Raw genomic sequence first — 19,766 nt, 5'->3', positions numbered from 1 at the left:
GCTCGCCGATCCACGTTCATCCCCTGCCAGGTTCGGCCGCGGCGACCGCCTCCGCGGCGATGCTGACAGCCGGCAACATCGGGGACTTGGCCGTGACGGTGACGACGACATGCCCACCGTCGCGCCGGATCCGCACAACCGCCCCGTCGGGTGCAACGCGCTGCGCCGCAACGACAGCCGACTGATCACCGCGCGCAGCGAGGCGCGCCGCCTCCCGCGCGGCGTCGACGCACCGCACCTGCATCGAGACAGCGGTGAGCCCCGCGACGCACAACACCAGCACGACCACCAGCGCAGCGATCGCGAAAGCCGCTTCGACCGTGACGCCGCCCGACTCATCGCCTAGACGTTGGTGTTCAACGCCCGGGTGATGATGTTGGTCAACGCACTGACGATCGAATCGCCGGTGATCACCGTGTACAGGATCGCCCCGAACGCCGCCGCGGCGATAGTCCCGATCGCGTATTCGACCGTCGACATCCCGTCGTCGGCGACGGCCAGGACCGTCAACCGGCTCCACAGCGCGCGAATCTTCGTTCCTGCCATGCTGTTTCCCTCCACTTCCGTCGGCCGTCACACGATCCCCGACCGCAACACGTCACCGGCCAACCCGGCGACCACGGGCACGATGCCCAAACACACGAACGCGGGCAGATAGCACAGGCCCAGCGGACCGGCGATCAACACCGAGGCCCGCTCGGCGGCGGCGTTCGCCGCGGCCGACGCCTGATGACGTGACTGGTCGGCCAACTCCGCGACGCCCTGCGCCAGCGCGGTCCCCGACGACGCCGAGCGCCGAGCCAACCGCATCAGCGCGTCCGCGCCACCGGCGTCGGCACCCGTCCATGCCACCGCCGGGTCAGCGCCCAACGCCAACAGATCAGCGGCACGGTTGAGCAGTCGCGCCAGCGGAGCGGGCGCCGACGCCGCAGTGGCCAACGCCGCCGTCGACACCGCCATCCCCGACCGCAGGCACGCCGCGAACACGTCCAGACTCGACGCGGTGGCCAACGGATCGTCGGCGGTCTGCGTCGGGGGCCGACGCCGCGGGCCAACGGGAACAGCTCGTGCCCGCGTCCGTGGGCGTGAATCGGCGCCCAACATCAGCGCCGCCGCCAAAAGGAGAGCTGGCCAACTCATCTCAGCACCCGCGCGGTGATGTGATCCGACCACAGCAAGCCGCTGCACGCGAGCGTGACGCCGACGACCAACAACCAGCCGCCCACGGTGCTGGAGAACAGGAAACCCAGCGGCTGCGCGCCGATCAGCTCCCCGAGTCCGACACCGAGCACCGGCAGCCCGGCGAGCACGGCGGCGGTGGTCCGCGCGCCTGTCATCCCGGCGTCGACATCGGTCCAAAACCGTTCGCGCGCGACGATATCTTGCTGGGCGGTCTGCATCAGCGTCGCGATGGACAGACCGTGGTCCTGCGCCAGCCGCCAGCACGCGGCCAATCGTTCCCAGTGCGCAGGCAGCAACGATTCCTCGGACACCCCGCGCAGGCCCGCGGCGACGTCGGCGCCGAGCCGAGCGCGCGCCGCCACCGCACGCAGCGACTCCGAGACCGGACCGTCGATCTCCGTGGCTGCGACATCGAACGCGGCAACCGGGTGGGCACCGACGCGCAGTTCAGCGACTAGCACATCCAGTGCCCCCTGCAGTGCACGCGATTCGGCGGCACGGCGGCTCGCACGTATCCGCCGTCGTCGGCGCACCAAAACCGTCACTCCGACGACAGCACAAGCCGCGACGGCGCCGATCGGCAACATGACCGCAAGCGCCACGCCGACCGACACCGCGCACGGCAGCGCCAGTGACCGGCGTCGGCACGACTTGCGAAGGCCAATCGCTTCGAACCTGGCGTCAGGGGCCGCCGGTGCCACAAGCAGGGCAAGCGCCAGCGCCAGCGCCGCGCCACTCACAGCACTCCCCTTTCGCGCATCAGAGCCGCCAATGCCTCTCGGCCGCAACCGAATCCGCTGTCGACATGCCACGCCGTCACGACGCGGACGCGGTCGTCACCGCCGCGTTGCAGCACTCCTATCTCGGTCAGCCTGCGCGCACCATCAGCAGCCCGGCTGACGTGCAACACCACCTGCACGGCCGCAGCCAACTGGCTGTGCAGAGCGGCGCGGTCCAGACCGCCAAGGGCGGCCAAGGCCTCGAGCCGGGCAGGCACCTCCGACGGGCTGTTGGCGTGCACCGTGCCCGCGCCGCCGTCGTGGCCGGTGTTGAGCGCGGCGAGCAGGTCCACCACTTCAGCGCCGCGCACCTCCCCGACGACGATCCGGTCGGGCCGCATCCGCAACGCCTGCCTGACCAGATCCCGGACCGTCACCTCGCCAACGCCCTCGACGTTGGCGCCGCGCGCGACGAGCTTGACCAGATGCGGATGCGCGGGCGCTAGTTCGGCAGCGTCCTCCACGCAGACGATGCGTTCGCTGCGTGCGACGGCGCCCAGCACAGCGGATAGGAGTGTTGTCTTGCCTGCGCCCGTACCGCCGGAGATGAGGAACGCCAGCCGTGCCGCGATCACATTCTCGAGTAGCGCGCGAGCGTCGGTGGCGATGGCGCCGACGCGAGTGAGCGCGGCGAGATCCTGGGTGGCCGGGCGCAGCACGCGTAGCGACACACAGGTTCCGCCTGCCGCGATCGGCGGCAGCACCGCATGCAGTCGGACGCTGAACTGCCCGGTGCCCAGTCCCGTCAACTGGCCGTCGACCCACGGTTGCGCCTCGTCGAGGCGCCGGCCCGCCGACAGCGCGAGGCGTTGCGCCAATCTGCGCACGGCGGCTTCGTCGGGGAACCGAATCGAACTGCGACGCAATCCGTTGCCGTCGTCGACCCAGACCGCGTCGGGCGCGGTGACGAGCACGTCGGTGGTGCCCTCGGCGCACAACAACGGCTCCAGAATGCCCGCGCCGGTCAATTCGGTCTGCAGGACGCGCAGGCTGCTCAGCACCTCGCTGTCACCCACCACGCCGCCGGACTCCGCCCGGATCGCGGCGGCCACCACGTTCGGTCGCAACGGACCGGACTCCGTGGCCAGACGCTCACGGACCCGGTCGACCAACGAGGCGCTCATGCCGCCGACACCCCGCGTTGGTGCAGCACCGCGAGCACCCGCCTTGCCGCCGCAGCAAGTGGCGATCGTCGTCGCATGCGTAACCCGCCGCGTTCGAGCGCATCGGTCACCCGGGGTTGGGCCCGCATCGTCGCCAACAACGGCAACTCGACGATGTCCGCCACATCGCGTGGCCTCAGGCCACCCGGTGACGGCCCCCGAACGACGACGCCCGCGTTGGGATTGGCCGCCGACACCCACGGACCGATCGCCGCGGCGGCAGCACACGACCGCACGTCCGCAGGGGCGATCACGACGACGAGATCGGCCGCGTTCAACACCGCCTCCACAGCACCGGTCGACCGTCGCGGCAGGTCGCAGATCACCATCGCGCCTCCGCGACTGCCCGCATCGAGCACCGCGCTCAGCGGCACGGCGTCGATGTCGACCCCGGTCCGTCCGCCGGACAGCACGCGCACCCCATGGCGTTGCGGCAAGGCATCCCGCAACGCCGAGTAGTTCAGCCGGCCGCCCTGCAACGACAGTTCGGGCCAACGCAGACCCGATTCACGTTCGCAGCCCAACACCAGATCGATCCCGCCGCCCCACGGGTCCGCGTCCACCAGCAGCGCATCGGACGTGGCGCTCGCCGACTGGGCCAGCGCGGTCGAGAACACCGATGCGCCTGCCCCGCCGCGCCCTGCAATCACCGCGACGATCGCGCCACGCCGGGCATCATCTCGGCAGTCTTCGGCGGCGTCGGCCAGTTCGGCCATCAGCTCACCGTCGCCGTCGGGCAGCGTGACGACCCGCGCTGCGCCCACGGCGATCGCGGCGTGAAAGTCGGCGGCGTCGGGTTCGGCACCGATGACCAGCACCACGCGGCCGCGCCTAGGCAGAGCGCGCTGCGCGCACCGGTGAGCGGCGGGCGCGTCGAGCACGACTGCGCCGGCGCCCGACCACGCATTGCGTCCGGACGGGTCGGCGGAGTGCACGACGGGTAGGCCGACGGCGGCCGCGACGCGGTCGACATCGTCGCGTAGCGAAGGGTCAGCGACCAGCGCCAAGACCCCTGGGGTTGCGGTCATGACTTCAGGCTGCGGCCGGTGACCGACAGCCCGCTACCGAGGTGATGGCATCTGTGGATGAATGCGAGTCTGTGGACAACCCGACAAACCGATTGCATGTGTGGTGAAAATCGCATTCCGCAACTACTCAGCGCGTAGCCGATGTCCCGTTTGCGAAAGCACCCCCACAAAAGGGACGACCCCCGCCAGGGGGGGAGGAGGCGGAGGTCGTCGTGTATCAGCCCCGGGGGGTCGGGCTGATGCACACCCGGCATAAGCCGAGTAATGCTTACTATACACACGCCACTGCGGGCGGGCGCAAGTGCTGCTTGCCAGAGAAAGCACAAGGCAGCAGGAAAGAGTGCAGTTACCGGCACGTGTCGTGAACTGCCAATATGTACACTCTGTCGCCAATTGTCACGCACCGCCCCCTATGCTGGCGGTGTGACCGCATCCGAGCAGGCGGCCGACAGGGCGATTGCTTCGCAGACGACGCCGACGCCCGGCAAACCGATTCGGACGGCCGCCTTCTTCGATCTTGACAAGACGGTCATCGCCAAATCCAGCACCCTGGCCTTCAGCAAACCTTTCTTCGATCAAGGGCTAATCAATCGGCGCGCAGTTCTCAAGTCGACTTACGCGCAGTTCCTATTCCTGATGTCCGGCGCGGATCACGATCAAATGGATCGGATGCGGTCGTACATCACCAATATGTGCGCCGGCTGGGATGTCGAACAGGTGAAGTCGATCGTCAACGAGACGCTGCACGACATCGTCGACCCACTGGTGTTCGCCGAGGCCGCCGAGTTGATCGCCGATCACAAGCTCTGCGGCCGCGACGTGGTCGTGGTCTCGGCATCCGGCGAAGAGATCGTCGCGCCGATCGCGCGGGCGCTGGGCGCGACGCATGCGATGGCTACCCGGATGGTGGTTGAGGACGGGCGCTACACGGGGGACATCGCGTTCTATTGCTACGGCGAGGGCAAGGTCGAAGCCATTCGAGCGCTCGCCGCCCGCGAGGGCTATGCGCTCGAGCATTGCTATGCCTACTCCGACTCGATCACAGATCTGCCGATGCTCACCACCGTCGGCCACCCACGCGTAGTGAACCCCGACCGCGCGCTGCGCAAAGAAGCCGCGGCCCGCAACTGGCCAGTGGTCACCTTCTCCCGACCGGTATCGCTGCGCGACCGCATCCCGGCGCCGTCAGGGGCCGCCGTGGCAACCACCGCCGCGGTCGGTGTGAGCGCCCTTGCCGCGGGCGCGCTGACGTACTCGCTTCTGCGCCGCTTCGCATTCTGACCAACGCGACTCGGCGGTAGCGAAGTAAGTAGCTGACGGCCCGACGTAACGATCGCGAGACACCGGCAATTGGGCCTTGATGTGACGAGTGTCACGGGGTACAAAGGAAGCACGGAAGCCAGGGGCGGCCAAGACCGAGCCGGAAGAGAAGGCTCGATCTCCCAAACCCGGCCTCCCAGCACGGATCCCGGCACCCACGCGGAGCACATACCGCGGAATAGGTAAAAGTGTTGCGGGCCTGCGTGATTGCGAAGAGCGAACGGCCACGACGACCCTTTGGGTGGGGTTGGGGTCGTAGCGCATCGCAACGACGCCGAGGCCACCCACGCAACCCACACAGCACGCTTGGTAACCGGAGTCCGTGCTAGCGGGCGGCGAGCCGAATCAGTTCGGAGCGTCGCCCGCTTCGCGTTGCTGAGGCCATTGCGTCAGGCCTGAGCCTTTGCGATCGCCAACGCTTCTCGCGCACCGGCGTGCAGCGCTTCAGCGCTCAACACCAGCCACGCGGTCAGTCCGTCCGGCGTGCCCGACGCGAAGCCTCGCGCCGCGGCCCGGTAGTCGCCGGGGCGCTGCATCCAATACATCTCGGGCACGCCGAGGCCGTGCGGATCGAGCCCACTGGCGATGGTCACCAGCCGCGACACCGCGCGCGCAACCACGCCGTCGGCCGTACCGAACGGCGCCAGCGTCAGCAACTCCCCGTGCACCACCGCCGCCAACACCGGAGCGGGGACCTTCGTTCCGCCGGTGACGATGTCGGCCAGCAGCGCCAGCCGTTGACCGACCTCGGTGTCGCCGCGCGGCCGGCCCAGCCTGTCCTCGTCGGCCAGGTCCGCCGCAGCCAGTGTGTGTAGTCGAGCGATGGCCTGCAGCGGCGCCCGCTGCCACACGCTCACCAACGAGGTCTCCCCGCCCTCCAACGCCTCCGACACCCGCAACGCGCCTGCCAGCACGGGGTCGGCCTCGCCGTCTTCGGAAAGCGTCAGTGACCCGCCGTCGAGTACCGACGATGCGCGCGCCGCCCGCAGCGCGGCCTCCGCGGCGGTCGCGGGCCAGCCACGCAAGTTGACCCGATGACGGTGCGCGCGACCCAGCGCCTCACGGGCCTCGTCACCCGCCGCGGCAACCCCTGGCAACTCGGCCAACGGGGCCAGCGGATCGGTCACGGCAGCACAGGCTACCGAACTCGGTCGGCCACATACCGAGCGCGACCGCAACCCAACGTCGACGCATCGTTCGGGTGACTAGGCTCACAGGTATGTCCGACGCGCACGTGCAAGTTCAGTCCGTCTACCCGCCCTCGCCAGAGTTCGCCGCCGCCGCCCATGCCACCGAGGAGATGTACCGCGAGGCCGAACAAGATCGGCTGGCGTTCTGGGCGAAACAGGCCAACCGGTTGTCCTGGGCCACACCGTTCGACGAGGTGCTCGACTGGTCGGGCGCCCCATTCGCGAAGTGGTTCGTCGGTGGCAAGCTCAACGTCGCCTACAACTGCGTCGACCGGCACGTCGAGGCGGGCAACGGCGATCGGGTGGCGATCCGCTGGGAGGGTGAGCCCGGCGACAGCCGCGAGATCACGTACGCCGACCTGCTCGCCGAGGTGAGCAAGGCCGCCAACACGCTGACCGACCTCGGACTGGTCGCCGGCGATCGGGTGGCCATTTACATGCCGATGCTGCCGGAAGCGATCGTCGCGATGCTGGCCTGCGCCCGCCTCGGCGTGCTGCATTCGGTGGTGTTCGCCGGCTTCTCGTCGGCGGCTCTGGCAGCCCGCATCGAAGACGCCGAAGCCAAGCTGGTGATCACCTCCGACGGCCAGTACCGGCGTGGCCAAGCGGTGTCGCTCAAGGAGTCGGTGGACGAGGCCGTCAAGGGACAAGACTCCGTCGAACACGTACTTGTGGTGCGCCGCACCGGAATTGACACACCATGGACCGACGGCCGCGATCTGTGGTGGCATGACACCGTCGAGAATGCCTCCACCGAGCACACACCTGAGGCGTTCGATTCCGAGCACCCGTTGTTCCTGCTGTACACGTCAGGCACCACCGGCAAGCCAAAAGGCATCATGCACACCTCCGGCGGCTACCTGACGCAGGCCTCGTACACGCACTACTACGTGTTCGACATCAAGCCCGAGACCGACGTGTTCTGGTGCACAGCGGATATCGGTTGGGTCACCGGACACACCTACATCGTCTACGGCCCGCTGTCGAACGGCGCCAGCCAGGTGGTGTACGAGGGGACCCCGAACTCGCCCAACGAACACCGGCATTTCGAGATCATCGAAAAGTACGGTGTCACCATTTATTACACCGCCCCGACGCTGATCCGGATGTTCATGAAGTGGGGCCGCGAGATCCCCGATGCCCACGACCTGTCCAGCCTGCGACTGCTCGGCAGCGTCGGTGAGCCGATCAACCCCGAGGCGTGGCGGTGGTATCGGGATGCGTTCGGCGGCAACAGGACTCCGGTGGTCGACACCTGGTGGCAGACCGAGACCGGTGCGATCATGATTTCGCCGCTGCCCGGATTGACCGCGGCCAAGCCCGGATCGGCGATGCAGCCGTTGCCCGGCATCTCGGCGAAGATCGTCGACGAGGACGGCAACGAACTGGTGCCCGGCGCCGACGAAGGTGAACACGTCACCGGCTACCTGGTGCTGGATCAGCCGTGGCCGTCGATGTTGCGCGGTATCTGGGGCGACCCGGAGCGCTACAAGGAGACGTATTGGTCGCGATATGCCGACCACGGTTGGTATTTCGCGGGCGACGGGGCGCGGGTCGACTCCGACGGTTCGATCTGGCTGTTGGGCCGCATCGACGACGTGATGAACGTTTCGGGTCATCGCATCTCCACCACGGAAGTGGAATCGGCGTTGGTCGGGCACTCACACGTCGCCGAAGCGGCGGTCGTCGGAGCCTCGGATGAGACCACGGGACAAGGCATCTGCGCGTTCGTCATTCTCGAGGCGCACGCCAAGGACAACGACAACATGGTCGAGGAGTTACGCAACCAGGTGGCCAAGGAGATCGGCAAGATCGCGCGGCCCCGCGAAATTCACGTCGTGCCGGAGTTGCCGAAGACACGCAGCGGCAAGATCATGCGTCGACTGCTGCGCGACGTGGCCGAAGGGCGTGAACTCGGTGACACCTCAACGCTGGTGGACCCCGGCGTGTTCGAGGCGATCAGAGCGAGTAAGTAATCAAGCTGCCGAGGCACCGATCGGGACGAAGCCCGAGCCCGGTCGGTTCTTGGCGGTGATGTCGGCCAACTGCGTGTTGAACGACATCGTCACCGCCGGCGTGTGCAGCGGGATGTATTTCACGACGCACGTTGGCAACTCCTCGCTGAAGGCGCCGTGGATCATGCCGACCAGCCGGTTGTTGACGGTCACCGGCGCACCGGAGTCACCGGGCTGGCCGCACACCTGGTTGACGATCGTGCCGGGCTGCTCCCCCGGTCCCCACGTCACCCCGCACGAATAGCCGGTGGTGCGACCGAGTTTGCATGCGATGTCGCCGAACACCGGATCTGGGCCGAGGCCGTCGATCTGGAAACCCTTGACGTTGTTGACCGGCTGCACCTTCTGCGGGTCGAACTGAATCACCGCATAGTCGAGCACGTCGTTGCCTGCCACCATGGTGCCGAGCACCCCGGCGGCTTCTTGTCCCTCGGCCGACACCCGTTCCCCTGGGCCGCCGCAGTGCGCTGAGGTGAAGCCGACCAGGTTGCCGCGATTGTCGTTGCCGATCGCGGTGAGCGTGCAGAATGTGTCGCCCTCGATGACGATGCCCGAGCCGCCGCCCAGCGGCACCAACCCGTCGGCGTGGGCGGACGGGACCACGAGTGCGCACAGTGCCGCGATCACCGTAGACGCCGTCAGGCAGCGGACGCTGGTCCTCAAGTGTCAAACTCCCGTCCACGTGCCGCCTGACCATGCAACGACGCCAGTCTAACTTCGGCCCGGATCGTTTCCGTGGACGCCACGTGGCAACATGAACGCGACTGACACCGGATGCCGGGGAGGAAGTGTTCCGTGAGTGATCGCAGGGATGGCGTGCCGACGACCGTGACCTCGATACCGCTGGTCGACCCTCATGCCCCCAAGGAGAACCCGTCGATCGGTGACCTCGTCAAGGATGCGACGGCGCAGGTGTCGACGCTGGTGCGCGCCGAGGTGGAACTGGCCAAAGCCGAGATCACCCGCGACGTCAAGAAGGGCCTCACCGGCAGCGTCTACTTCATCCTCGCCTTGGTCGTGTTGTTCTACTCGACCTTCTTTTTCTTCTTCTTCCTCGCCGAACTGCTCGACACCTGGCTGTGGCGATGGGTGGCGTTCCTGATCGTGTTCGCGCTGATGCTGGTGGTCACCGGCGGGCTGGCACTGCTCGGGTATCTCAAGGTGCGACGCATCCGCGGACCGCAGAAGACCATCGAATCGGTCAAGGAGACCCGCGAGGCCCTCACCCCGGGCCACGACAAGGACAAGGCCATCACGGCATCGCCCAACGGTGAAGGTCCCGGCGCGCAGACCGATCCGTCAGGCTGGTAATGGCCCCGCCCGACCCGTCGGTGGTCCGCATCGACGGTCCATGGCGGCATCTCGAGGTGCACGCCAACGGGATTCGCTTTCACGTCGTGGAGGCGGAGTCGGCTCGAGCGGCGAAGGCTCCGCTCACGGACAGACCGCTGGTGATTCTGTTGCACGGCTTCGGATCATTCTGGTGGTCCTGGCGCCACCAATTGCGCGGATTGTCCGGCGCCCGAGTGGTCGCGGTCGACCTGCGCGGCTACGGCGGCAGCGACAAACCGCCGCGCGGATACGACGGCTGGACGCTGGCGGGCGACACCGCCGGCCTGGTTCGCGCGCTGGGCCACAAGGCGGCAACGCTGGTCGGGCACGCCGACGGCGGGCTGGTGTGCTGGGCGACCTCGGTGCTTCACCCGCGGATGGTGAAGGCAATCGCCCTGGTCAGCTCGCCGCATCCCGTCGCGCTGCGGGCGTCGACGCTGACCCGACGCGACCAGGGCGGCGCCCTGCTGCCGTCGATGCTGCGCTATCAAGTGCCGATGTGGCCCGAACGTTCGCTGACCCGCAAGGACGGCGCGGAACTGGAGCGCTTGGTGCGCAGCAGGGCCAGCGACAAATGGCTTGCCTCCGAGGACTTTTCGGAGACGATCGGGCACATGCGGCGCGCCATCCAGATTCCGTCGGCCGCGCACTCGGCGCTGGAATACCAACGCTGGGCCGTACGCAGCCAACTACGCGGCGAGGGACGGCGGTTCATGCGTTCGATGAAGCGACCGCTGGCCGTGCCCGTGCTGCACATGCGTGGCGACGCCGATCCGTACGTGCTGCCCGACCCGGTCTACCGAACCCAGCACTACGCGCCGCACGGACGTTACGTATCCATCGCCGGCGCAGGCCATTTCGGCCACGAGGAAGCGCCTGAGCCGGTCAACGAGCAGCTGAGCCGGTTTTTCAAACAGGTGTACGGCTAAGCGCCGCCGACGCAGGTGCCCGTCGGGACGCGCTGGGTGTTGCCGACCTTCGCCATCTGCCGGGAGACTTCCTTGGCGGTCAGTACGAAGCCGGTGTCGGCGTCGTCGACGGCGGCACCGAACACCACGCCGAGCACCTGGCCCGACCGGTTGATCATCGGCCCGCCCGAATTCCCCTGCCGCACAGTCCCTCTGATCGTGTAAACCTCGCGGGTCACGGTCGCGGAGCGGTAGATGTCGGGGCCGTTGAGTTCGATGATCTCGCGAACGCGGGCCGGGGTAGCGACGAAATCGCCGCCGCCCGGATAACCCATCACGATCGCGTCGGTGCCCGTCGGCGCGGCGCCCTCGGCGAACTGCAGCGGCTGCGACGGCAGATTCGGCACGTCGAGGATCGAGATGTCGGCTTCGGGGTCGTAGGACACCACACTCGCGTCGTACGTCTGGCCGTCGGACTCGACCGTGACGCTGTCGGAGCCCGCCACGACGTGCGCGTTGGACATCACCCGGTTGGGTCCGACCACGAAACCGGTGCCTTCCAACACCTTTTGACAGCTGGGTGCGACTCCGCGGATCTTGACGACGCTGGGCCTACTGGCGGTGACCACGGCGTCGTTGGCCAGCGCCGCATCCGGCGCGTCGACCGCGATGATCGGGGTGCGGCCGTACTGAGAGAGCACGTCGGGCAGCCCGGACGTGTCGAGTAGGGCCGACAGCCGCGTCGGCACCGACTTCAGCCAGCTGGGCGCCACCTCATCCACCTGGGCGAGCACCTTCGAACCGCGCACCGCCGCGGCCAGGTTCGGCTGATCCGACGACGTCAGCGGGGTGGCCAGCATCCATGCGGCAACCAGCACGGCGACCAGTTGCAGGCCGACCCCGATGATCGAGTCGAAGGTGCGCAGCGCGCGGTTGCGCAGCGCACCGCGGACCGCGCGACCGAGCACCACGCCGGCGATCTCACCGATCACCACGAGCGCGAGGATCAAGAACAACGTCACGAACAGCTTGGTGCGGGGCCCGCTGATGTGGGAGACGATGTGCGGGGCAAGCAGGACCCCGGCGACCGCGCCCAGTACCACACCGACGAAGGACAGCAGCGAGCCGAGCGCGCCCGAGCGCCACCCGGAGATGGCGGCCACGAACGCGATCGCGAGGACGGCGAGGTCAAGCCACTGTGACGATGTCATTGTTGAGCCTCACCGTAGCTGTCCTCGCGCCCGACGAGCGCCATTGCCTCCTCGAGTTCGCGAACGTCGTCGGTGTTCCACGCCTTGGCCCACCCCGCGACATCGAGCATCGCCGAGATCACCTGACCGGTGAAACCCCACACCAGCATCTCGTTGAGCAGGAATGCCGGGCCGGCGAATCGGCGGGTGTTTTCCTTGCGGTACACCATGATTCGGTTCTCAGGGTTGATGAACGCGCGCACCGGCACCCTGGCCACGACCGCGGTCTCGTGCTCGTCGACGACGGCCACCGGCCCCGGATCCTGCGAATACGCCAAAACCGGGACGACGTGAAAACCCGACGGCGGAATGTACATCCGCTCCAGCGTGCACAGCGGCTGCAGCCTGCTGATGTCGATGCCGGTTTCCTCGTGGGCTTCGCGCAAGGCGGTGTGCACCGGCCCTGCGTCGCCGGGATCGGCTGCCCCGCCGGGAAACGCGGCCTGACCGGCGTGGTGGCGCAGCGTCAAGGCGCGCACGGTGACCAGCAGGTCGGCATCGTCAGGCAATCCGTCGGACGGCGATTCGGCCGGCCCGGAGAACAGCACCAGGACGGCGGCGTCACGCTTCTCCCCGGTGATCGCGGCCTTGGCGTTGGCGGCGGTGACCAGGGCCAGCACCTCCGGCGGCACCCGCCTTCGGTAGGCCCGTTTGACGTCCCTGCAGTTGTCGGTCAGCGGTTTGAGCCAGGACGGGGCCGAATGAGGGTCAAGTTCCCCCGCAGCCGTACCCCAACTCACGCCGGTACTCCTATCTTGGGGTCCACCGCCGCGGCGATCTCGTCGGCGTTCGCGAACGACCTCGGCAGAACTTCGGCAACGCTACCGTCCGCGCGCAACACCACGGTGGCGGGCATGACGTTCGGTAGCCGCAGAGCCGCGGCGATCAGCCTGCGCCCATCTTGCAGGGTGGGCAGCCGGACGCCGAGATCGGCCAGCCGCAGCAACGCCGCTTCCTCGTTCTCGTCCTGATGCACGGTCAACACCGTGACCGTTGATCCGGCGCGGCGCTGATACTCGGCCATCGCGGGCAGTTCCTGGGCGCACGGCGCGCACCAGTAGGCCCACAGGTTGAGCACCGTCGGGCGGCCGGCGACGGCGGTCGCCGCACTGACGCGCTCCCCATCACCTGCGCATTCGAGGGTGATGTCGCGCAGCTGCGCGGGTCCGGGTCCGGTGCCGACCGAACATGGCGGCAGGTCGGCGCGTGCCCGCGGGCCCGCGAGCGCTTCCGGCGTGTCGGCATCGCGGTGCTCACGTGGCTGGAATTGCCCGACAGGCGACGTGGGACCGGGCCCGTCGCCGAGCTGCGTCCACAGCGCCACCCCCAAGGCGACCACGACGACCAGCACCGCGACGGTCCACCTGGTCGACGTGCTCATTCCGAGCACATTAGAGGCCGGCCAGCGCCAGCAGGTGTTCGGTCTCGGGGCCCTTGACCAGCGGGGCGGCGATCAGCGGATCGGTTGGCCCGATTCCGAACGACGGGCAGTCCTTGGCCAGCACGCAGACCCCGCAGGCGGGCTTGCGGGCGTGGCACACCCGGCGGCCGTGGAAGATCACCCGGTGACTGAGCAGTGTCCACTCGCGCCGCTCGATCAGCTCGCCGACGGCGTGTTCGACCTTGACCGGGTCCTCTTCGGCGGTCCAGCGCCAGCGCCGCACCAGCCGGCCGAAGTGGGTGTCGACACTGATGCCGGGAATGTCGAAGGCGTTGCCGAGGATGACGTTGGCGGTTTTGCGGCCGACGCCCGGCAGCGTCACGAGGTCGTCCATGGTGTTCGGCACGTTGCCGTCGAACCGCTCGACCAGTTCTTGGCCCAGCCGGATCAGCGAGTTCGCCTTGTTGCGATAGAAGCCGGTGGGCAGGATGAGCTCTTCGAGTTCGGCGCGGTCGGCCTGCGCATAGTCGAGGGCCGTGCGGTAGCGCTTGAACAACGCCGGAGTGGTCAGGTTGACCCGCTTGTCGGTGCTCTGCGCCGACAGGATGGTCGCCACCGTCAGCTCCAGCGGATTGGTGAAGTCGAGTTCACAGTAAACATGCGGAAATGCTTGCGCCAGCGTGCGATTCATCCGACGTGCGCGACGGACCAGGCCGACGCGGGTTTCGTTGTCCCACTTCCGCGAAGGGGCCTGCTTAGTCGGCTTGGAAGTCTCACCCACCGTCACGGATGCCAGCGTACGCAGGGGGTACGACTGGTTCGACGCGGACGCGTGCGGACCGGTGACAATTCGTAATCCCGCTGAGACCTTGGCCGTGTTTACTTCACCCTTGTGTCTTGGTTGCTCGCAGCGTTCATCCCAGCGTTGCTGATGCTGGCGACATTCGGGCTCCAGCGGCTTGAATCGAGCCTCGACAACGACACGGTCTCGGCTGCGGATGTCGCCGAGTTTCTTCATCAGGCCGAGCCACGTGACGTCGACAGGCTGGCACGAGAAGGCATGAGCCGAGCGCTCAACGGGATGCACCAGCGACTCGGCGCAAACGACTGGACACCGCCTGCGCCGGTACGAGACCGTGAGTTGTCGAGTTTGCCAAATCGACTGGTGATGCATCATCGGGCCAATCCTGAATTTCAGCCGACCCGACATGCCAATCGTGTGTAGCGTGGGCTAGTCGCGCTGGAGGCTCAATGCCGACAACGTCCGGCGTGGCCTACCTCTAGACTGATCACGCTAACCAGTAAGAGGGCGGCTGGCCCATGTCATATCACCGAACAGCTTAAGAGGGGCAACGTGGACGAGATCCTGGCGAGGGCCGGAATCTTCCAGGGGGTCGAACCCAGCGCCGTTTCCGCGCTGACCAAGCAACTGCAGCCGGTCGATTTCCCCCGCGGACACACCGTGTTCGCAGAGGGTGAACCTGGCGACCGGTTGTTCATCATCATCTCGGGCAAGGTCAAGATCGGCCGCCGCTCGCCTGACGGCCGCGAGAATCTGCTCACCATCATGGGCCCGTCGGACATGTTCGGCGAGCTGTCGATCTTCGACCCTGGCCCCCGGACATCGAGCGCCACCACCATCACCGAGGTGCGCGCGGTGTCCATGGACCGCGACGCACTGCGCGCGTGGATCGCCGACCGGCCCGAAATCGCCGAGCAGCTGCTGCGGGTGTTGGCCCGCCGGCTCCGTCGCACCAACAACAACCTGGCCGACCTGATCTTCACCGACGTGCCGGGCCGGGTGGCCAAGCAGCTGCTGCAGCTGGCTCAGCGGTTCGGTACCCAGGAGGGCGGCGCATTGCGCGTCACCCACGACCTGACCCAGGAGGAGATCGCCCAGTTGGTCGGCGCGTCGCGCGAGACGGTGAACAAGGCGCTGGCCGATTTCGCCCACCGCGGCTGGATTCGTCTGGAGGGCAAGAGCGTGCTGATCTCGGACAGCGAACGGCTGGCCCGCCGCGCGCGCTAGTGGCCTTGCGATTTCAGGAACGCAAGTAATCCAATTGCGCTTGGACGCTCCATTCGGCTGCGTCCCATAGCTTTTCGTCGACGTCGATGTAGACGTGCTCGACGATCTGCCGCGCGGTGGCGTCTTCGCCCAGCGCACGCAGCGCATCGCGCACCTGCTCCAACCGCTCCTCGCGGTGGGCCAGATACATCGCGCTGACGGCTGCCAGGTCGGCGAGGTCCGGACCGTGGCCGGGCAGCACCGTGCGCTGCCCGAGGCCGCGCAGCCGGCGCAGCGACTCCAGGTACGCACCGAGGCTGCCGTCCTCGTTGTCGATCACGGTGGTGCCGCGACCCAACACGGTGTCGGCGGTCAACACCGCGTCGTCGAGCAGAAACGACACCGAGTCGGCGGTATGGCCCGGGGTGGCCATCACCGTGATGCGCAGGCCCGCCGCGTCGATCACCTCACCGTCGACGAAGGGTCCGCCGAGCCCGCGCAAAAACCCGCTGCCCACCGAGCGGACCACCGCGCCGGTGCGGTCGACGATCTTGTCGATGCCGCCGGTGTGGTCGTCGTGTTTGTGGCTGATCAGCACCAGCGGGATCTTGCCGAGTTCGGCGATCCGCCCGATGTGCTCGTCGTCGTCCGGGCCCGGATCGACGATCACCATCTCGTCGCTACCGCGGCCGCGCAGCACCCACGTGTTCGTGCCGTCCAGCGTCATCAACCCAGGGTTGTTGCACAGCAGCACCGACGCGGTCTCGGTGACCGGCCGCAGCAGCCCGTACGCAGGATGCTCGAGCGTCACGCGACCTCTGCCCGATCGTCGCTCACGCGACCTCTGCCCGATCGTCGCTCACGCGACCTCTGCCCGATCGTCGCTCACGCGACCTCTGCCCGATCGTCGCTCACGCGACCTCGACGATGATCTCGACCTCGACCGGCGTGTCCAGCGGCAGCTCGGACACCCCGACCGCGGAGCGGGCATGCTTACCCGCCTCGCCGAACACCTCACCGAGCAGTTCCGAGGCCCCGTTGACGACGCCCGGTTGACCGTTGAATCCCGGCGCGGACGCGACGAACCCGAGCACCTTGACCACCCGCGTGACGCTGTCGATGCCGACCAGCGAGTGCACCGCGGCCAACGCGTTCAACGCACATATCCTGGCCAGCGCCTTGGCGGCCTCGGGGCTGACCTCGCCGCCCACCTTGCCGGTCTGCGGCAGCTTGCCCGCCTGCATCGGCAGCTGGCCCGCCGTGTAGACCAGGTTGCCGGTGCGCGCCGCGGGCACGTAGGCACCAGCAGGCGGGACCACATTGGGCAGTTCGATGCCCAGTTCGGCAAGCCGCTCAGAGGCACTCATTTCGCGCGCTTCAAATATGCGACGTGCTGCTCACCGGTCGGCCCCGGCAGTACCGACACCAGCTCCCAGCCGTCCTCGCCCCACTGATCGAGGATCTGCTTCGTCGCGTGCGTCAACAGCGGGACGGTGGCGTATTCCCAACGGGTCGGTTCGCTCATGACGCTGAGCTTATCGGGCACCGAATTGTTCCCAGCTAGCATGCAGGGGTGGCTACCTCAGCGAATAGCGGTAGACCGGTCGGCTGGCCGTCTCGCCTGACCAAGGCGCGTCTGCATTTCGTCACCGGCAAGGGCGGTACCGGTAAGTCGACGATCGCGGCGTCGCTGGCGCTGGCGCTGGCGTCAGGCGGACGCAAGGTGCTGTTGGTGGAAGTCGAAGGGCGCCAAGGCATTGCGCAGCTGTTCGACGTTCCGCCGCTGCCCTACGCCGAAGTCAAGATCGCGACGGCCGACGGCGGCGGCACCGTGAACGCGTTGGCCATCGACACCGAAGCCGCGTTCCTCGAGTACCTCGACATGTTCTACAACCTGGGGTTGGCGGGCCGCGCGATGCGCAGGATCGGCGCCGTCGAGTTCGCGACGACGATCGCTCCTGGCCTGCGGGACGTACTGCTCACCGGAAAGATCCGGGAGATCGTGACCCGCGCCGAGAAGGGCAAGCAACCCGTCTACGACGCGATTGTGGTGGACTCGCCGCCGACGGGCCGCATCGCCCGGTTCCTCGACGTCACCAAGGCGGTGTCGGACCTCGCCAAGGGCGGCCCGGTGCATTCGCAGGCCGAAAGCGTGGTCAAGGTGCTGCATTCCGACCTGACCGCCATCCACCTCGTCACGCTGCTCGAGGCGCTGCCCATCCAAGAGACGGTCGAAGCCATCGAGGAACTCCGCGAACTCGACCTCCCCATCGGCAGCGTGATCGTCAACCGCAACATCCCGGCGTATCTGGACGCCGATGATCTGGCCAAGGCCGCCGAGGGCGACATCGACGCCGACGCCGTCCGCAGCGGATTGGAGAGCGTCGGAATCACTTTGTCCGACACCGACTTTGCCGGTTTGCTGACAGAGACCATCCAGCACGCGACCAGGATCACCGCACGCGCAGAAAGCGCGGAACAACTCGACGCGCTCGACGTGGCACGGTTGGAGCTGCCGCAGATAGCCGACGGCGTCGACCTCGGCAGCCTCTACGAACTCGCCGAAGCACTTGCCCACCAAGGGGTCCGATGATGAGCACCACACCACCCGCCCTCGACATGGGCTCGATCCTGAGGGACACCTCCAACCGCGTCGTGGTGTGCTGCGGCGCCGGCGGTGTCGGCAAGACCACCACCGCGGCGGCAATGGCATTGCGGGCGGCCGAATACGGCCGCACCGTCGTCGTGCTGACCATCGACCCGGCCCGGCGACTGGCCCAGGCGCTCGGCATCAAGGATCTCGGCAACACCCCGCAGCGGGTACCGCTCGCGCCCGAGGTGCCCGGCGAGTTGCACGCCATGATGCTGGACATGCGTCGCACATTCGACGAGATGGTGATGCAGTACTCGGGACCCGAACGCGCACAAGAGATTCTGGACAACCAGTTCTATCAGACCGTGGCCACGTCACTGGCGGGCACGCAGGAATACATGGCGATGGAGAAGCTCGGCCAGCTGCTCGCCCAGGATCGCTGGGATCTGGTGGTCGTCGACACCCCACCGTCGCGCAACGCGCTGGACTTCCTGGACGCCCCAAAGCGGTTGGGCGGCTTCATGGACAGCCGGCTGTGGAAGCTGCTGCTCGGCCCCGGCCGCGGCATCGGCAAGCTGGTGACCGGCGCCATGGGACTGGCGATGAAGGCGCTGTCGACCGTGCTGGGTTCCCAGATGCTGTCGGACGCAGCGGCTTTCGTGCAGTCGCTGGACGCGACGTTCGGCGGATTCCGGGAGAAGGCGGACCGCACCTACGAACTGCTCAAGCGGCGCGGCACGCAGTTCGTGGTGGTATCGGCCGCCGAACCCGACGCGTTGCGGGAGGCGTCGTTCTTCGTCGACCGGCTGTCACAGGAGCACATGCCGCTGGCCGGCTTGATCCTCAACCGCACGCACCCGATGCTGTGCGATCTGCACGCCGAGAAAGCCGAGGAAGCCGCCGAGGACCTGGAGAAGAAGGATCCCAACGCGGTGGCGGTCGCGGTGCTGCGGATTCACGCCGACCGGGCGATGACGTCCAAGCGCGAGATCAGGCTGTTGTCGCGATTCACCGGCGCCAATCCGCACGTCGCGATCGTGGGAGTGCCGTCGCTGCCGTTCGACGTGTCGGATCTCGAGGCGCTGCGCGCCATCGCCGATCAGATCACCGGCGAAACCATCGCAGCTACTGAGACGGCCTAAACCGCGCTGCGGTGCTTGCGCTGGGCGGCAAAGAACTCAGCCCAGGAAACCACTTCGGGGTGCTGCTTGAGCAGCGCGCGGCGCTGGCGTTCGGTCATGCCGCCCCAGACGCCGAATTCGACGCGGTTGTCGAGCGCGTCGGCACCGCATTCCAGGATCACCGGGCAGTGCCTGCAGATCACCGCGGCCTTGCGCTGGGCCGCGCCGCGTACGAAGAGCTCATCGGGATCAGCTTGACGGCAGCGCGCCTGGGAGACCCAGGCGATCCTGGCCTCGGCCTCCGCGCCGTGGACGATGCTGTGTGCTGACATGTTCGGGGTTGTCCTCCGCGCCGCGGGCCTCGTACCTGACACCAGCGATCCCTTCGTTCCAAGCCGCCGAGCTAGCACATCGACGGCGTGATCCTCCGGAGTAGAACGCTGATGCGATCTACGCCACATTGCGAGGGTCCGGTGTGACCTGCATCGCACTGTTA

At 67.6% G+C, this 19,766-nt stretch carries 24 protein-coding genes; 8 read left to right on the top strand and 16 right to left on the bottom strand.

What is annotated here, in order from left to right:
* Positions 1-16: 16 nt before the first annotated feature.
* From A5724_RS34365 to ssd, 6 genes are read right to left on the bottom strand one after another with little or no spacing between them, the layout of a single operon-like run.
* The gene (locus A5724_RS34365; protein WP_232004686.1) at positions 17-301 is read right to left on the bottom strand and encodes a TadE family type IV pilus minor pilin; all 285 of its coding nucleotides are present in this window, start codon (positions 299-301) and stop codon (positions 17-19) included.
* A gap of 41 nt (positions 302-342) precedes the next feature.
* The gene (locus tag A5724_RS02945) at positions 343-546 is read right to left on the bottom strand and encodes a DUF4244 domain-containing protein (RefSeq protein ID WP_067796239.1); all 204 of its coding nucleotides are present in this window, start codon (positions 544-546) and stop codon (positions 343-345) included.
* 27 nt (positions 547-573) lie between these two features.
* Positions 574-1,140 (bottom strand): type II secretion system F family protein, encoded by a 567-nt coding sequence (locus tag A5724_RS02940; RefSeq protein WP_067795945.1) that lies wholly within the window; start codon positions 1,138-1,140, stop codon positions 574-576.
* Positions 1,137-1,922, bottom strand: a complete 786-nt coding sequence (locus A5724_RS02935) for a type II secretion system F family protein (protein WP_067795942.1) — start codon at positions 1,920-1,922, stop codon at positions 1,137-1,139. Before A5724_RS02935 ends, A5724_RS02940 begins: the two co-directional genes overlap by 4 nt.
* Positions 1,919-3,085 carry a TadA family conjugal transfer-associated ATPase gene (locus tag A5724_RS02930; protein WP_067795940.1) on the bottom strand — a complete coding sequence of 389 codons (1,167 nt, stop codon included), beginning with the start codon at positions 3,083-3,085 and terminating at the stop codon, positions 1,919-1,921. Before A5724_RS02930 ends, A5724_RS02935 begins: the two co-directional genes overlap by 4 nt.
* Positions 3,082-4,152 (bottom strand): septum site-determining protein Ssd, encoded by a 1,071-nt coding sequence (gene ssd, locus A5724_RS02925; protein WP_067795938.1) that lies wholly within the window; start codon positions 4,150-4,152, stop codon positions 3,082-3,084. Before ssd ends, A5724_RS02930 begins: the two co-directional genes overlap by 4 nt.
* Positions 4,153-4,575: 423 nt before the next feature.
* Here ssd and A5724_RS02920 point away from each other — a divergent pair, with 423 nt between their 5' ends.
* Entirely contained in the window at positions 4,576-5,433 is an 858-nt protein-coding gene (locus A5724_RS02920; RefSeq protein WP_156752102.1) for an HAD-IB family hydrolase, read from the top strand.
* A 428-nt stretch (positions 5,434-5,861) separates the two neighbouring features.
* Here the strand turns inward: A5724_RS02920 and A5724_RS02915 are convergent, their stop codons facing one another.
* Positions 5,862-6,599 carry an oxidoreductase gene (locus A5724_RS02915; RefSeq protein WP_067795935.1) on the bottom strand — a complete coding sequence of 246 codons (738 nt, stop codon included), beginning with the start codon at positions 6,597-6,599 and terminating at the stop codon, positions 5,862-5,864.
* Between the two features lie 92 nt (positions 6,600-6,691).
* Here A5724_RS02915 and acs point away from each other — a divergent pair, with 92 nt between their 5' ends.
* A complete protein-coding gene (gene acs, locus A5724_RS02910; RefSeq protein ID WP_067795931.1) occupies positions 6,692-8,638 on the top strand; it encodes an acetate--CoA ligase in 1,947 nt (648 codons plus the stop codon).
* Here the strand turns inward: acs and A5724_RS02905 are convergent, their stop codons facing one another.
* On the bottom strand, positions 8,639-9,340 hold the full coding sequence (locus tag A5724_RS02905; protein ID WP_369830598.1) for a S1 family peptidase: 702 nt from the start codon (positions 9,338-9,340) through the stop codon (positions 8,639-8,641).
* Positions 9,341-9,451: 111 nt separating this feature from the next.
* Between A5724_RS02905 and A5724_RS02900 the strand changes: the two genes are divergently transcribed.
* Together A5724_RS02900 and A5724_RS02895 are read left to right on the top strand one after the other, a co-directional pair.
* Positions 9,452-9,988 (top strand): phage holin family protein, encoded by a 537-nt coding sequence (locus A5724_RS02900; protein ID WP_067795927.1) that lies wholly within the window; start codon positions 9,452-9,454, stop codon positions 9,986-9,988.
* Positions 9,988-10,938: an alpha/beta fold hydrolase gene (locus A5724_RS02895; RefSeq protein ID WP_067795924.1), complete on the top strand. Its 951-nt coding sequence runs from the start codon at positions 9,988-9,990 to the stop codon at positions 10,936-10,938. Before A5724_RS02900 ends, A5724_RS02895 begins: the two co-directional genes overlap by 1 nt.
* Here the strand turns inward: A5724_RS02895 and marP are convergent.
* The 4 genes from marP to nth are packed head-to-tail and all read right to left on the bottom strand — an operon-like array spanning position 10,935 to position 14,239.
* Positions 10,935-12,128: an acid resistance serine protease MarP gene (gene marP, locus A5724_RS02890; RefSeq protein WP_067795922.1), complete on the bottom strand. Its 1,194-nt coding sequence runs from the start codon at positions 12,126-12,128 to the stop codon at positions 10,935-10,937. The two genes, A5724_RS02895 and marP, sit on opposite strands and share 4 nt — an antisense overlap.
* Positions 12,125-12,907, bottom strand: a complete 783-nt coding sequence (locus A5724_RS02885) for a CoA pyrophosphatase (protein WP_067795919.1) — start codon at positions 12,905-12,907, stop codon at positions 12,125-12,127. Before A5724_RS02885 ends, marP begins: the two co-directional genes overlap by 4 nt.
* Positions 12,904-13,548, bottom strand: coding sequence for a TlpA disulfide reductase family protein (locus A5724_RS02880; RefSeq protein WP_067796230.1), 645 nt, complete (start codon positions 13,546-13,548; stop codon positions 12,904-12,906). Before A5724_RS02880 ends, A5724_RS02885 begins: the two co-directional genes overlap by 4 nt.
* Before the next feature lie 10 nt (positions 13,549-13,558).
* A complete protein-coding gene (gene nth / locus A5724_RS02875) occupies positions 13,559-14,239 on the bottom strand; it encodes an endonuclease III (protein ID WP_067795914.1) in 681 nt (226 codons plus the stop codon).
* Between the two features lie 201 nt (positions 14,240-14,440).
* On the opposite strand from nth, the gene A5724_RS02870 reads away from it, so the two are divergent.
* Both A5724_RS02870 and crp read left to right on the top strand, forming a co-directional pair.
* Entirely contained in the window at positions 14,441-14,773 is a 333-nt protein-coding gene (locus tag A5724_RS02870; protein ID WP_067795912.1) for a hypothetical protein, read from the top strand.
* Between the two features lie 129 nt (positions 14,774-14,902).
* Positions 14,903-15,577, top strand: a complete 675-nt coding sequence (crp, locus tag A5724_RS02865; RefSeq protein ID WP_041312815.1) for a cAMP-activated global transcriptional regulator CRP — start codon at positions 14,903-14,905, stop codon at positions 15,575-15,577.
* Between the two features lie 13 nt (positions 15,578-15,590).
* Here the strand turns inward: crp and A5724_RS02860 are convergent, their stop codons facing one another.
* The 3 genes from A5724_RS02860 to A5724_RS33550 all read right to left on the bottom strand — a co-directional run bounded on the left by A5724_RS02860 (position 15,591) and on the right by A5724_RS33550 (position 17,081).
* Positions 15,591-16,367: an MBL fold metallo-hydrolase gene (locus A5724_RS02860; RefSeq protein ID WP_067795910.1), complete on the bottom strand. Its 777-nt coding sequence runs from the start codon at positions 16,365-16,367 to the stop codon at positions 15,591-15,593.
* Between the two features lie 100 nt (positions 16,368-16,467).
* Positions 16,468-16,923 (bottom strand): RidA family protein, encoded by a 456-nt coding sequence (locus tag A5724_RS02855; RefSeq protein ID WP_067795908.1) that lies wholly within the window; start codon positions 16,921-16,923, stop codon positions 16,468-16,470.
* Complete coding sequence (locus tag A5724_RS33550) at positions 16,920-17,081, bottom strand: DUF4177 domain-containing protein (protein ID WP_013472940.1); 162 nt, start codon at positions 17,079-17,081, stop codon at positions 16,920-16,922. The genes A5724_RS02855 and A5724_RS33550 overlap by 4 nt, the downstream gene beginning before the upstream one ends.
* A gap of 48 nt (positions 17,082-17,129) precedes the next feature.
* Between A5724_RS33550 and A5724_RS02850 the strand changes: the two genes are divergently transcribed.
* Both A5724_RS02850 and A5724_RS02845 read left to right on the top strand, forming a co-directional pair.
* Complete coding sequence (locus A5724_RS02850) at positions 17,130-18,149, top strand: ArsA-related P-loop ATPase (protein ID WP_067795904.1); 1,020 nt, start codon at positions 17,130-17,132, stop codon at positions 18,147-18,149.
* On the top strand, positions 18,149-19,291 hold the full coding sequence (locus A5724_RS02845; protein ID WP_067795902.1) for an ArsA family ATPase: 1,143 nt from the start codon (positions 18,149-18,151) through the stop codon (positions 19,289-19,291). Before A5724_RS02850 ends, A5724_RS02845 begins: the two co-directional genes overlap by 1 nt.
* On the opposite strand, the gene A5724_RS02840 is transcribed toward A5724_RS02845, so the two are convergent.
* Positions 19,288-19,644, bottom strand: a complete 357-nt coding sequence (locus A5724_RS02840; protein ID WP_067795898.1) for a WhiB family transcriptional regulator — start codon at positions 19,642-19,644, stop codon at positions 19,288-19,290. The two genes, A5724_RS02845 and A5724_RS02840, sit on opposite strands and share 4 nt — an antisense overlap.
* Positions 19,645-19,766: the final 122 nt, after the last annotated feature.

Origin of the sequence: Mycobacterium sp. ACS1612 (assembly GCF_001667505.1) — a bacterium.
In the GTDB taxonomy this organism is placed as follows: Bacteria; Actinomycetota; Actinomycetes; order Mycobacteriales; family Mycobacteriaceae; genus Mycobacterium.
The sequence above is the reverse complement of the archived record's forward strand: the minus strand, read 5'-3'. Positions and strand labels throughout refer to the sequence as shown.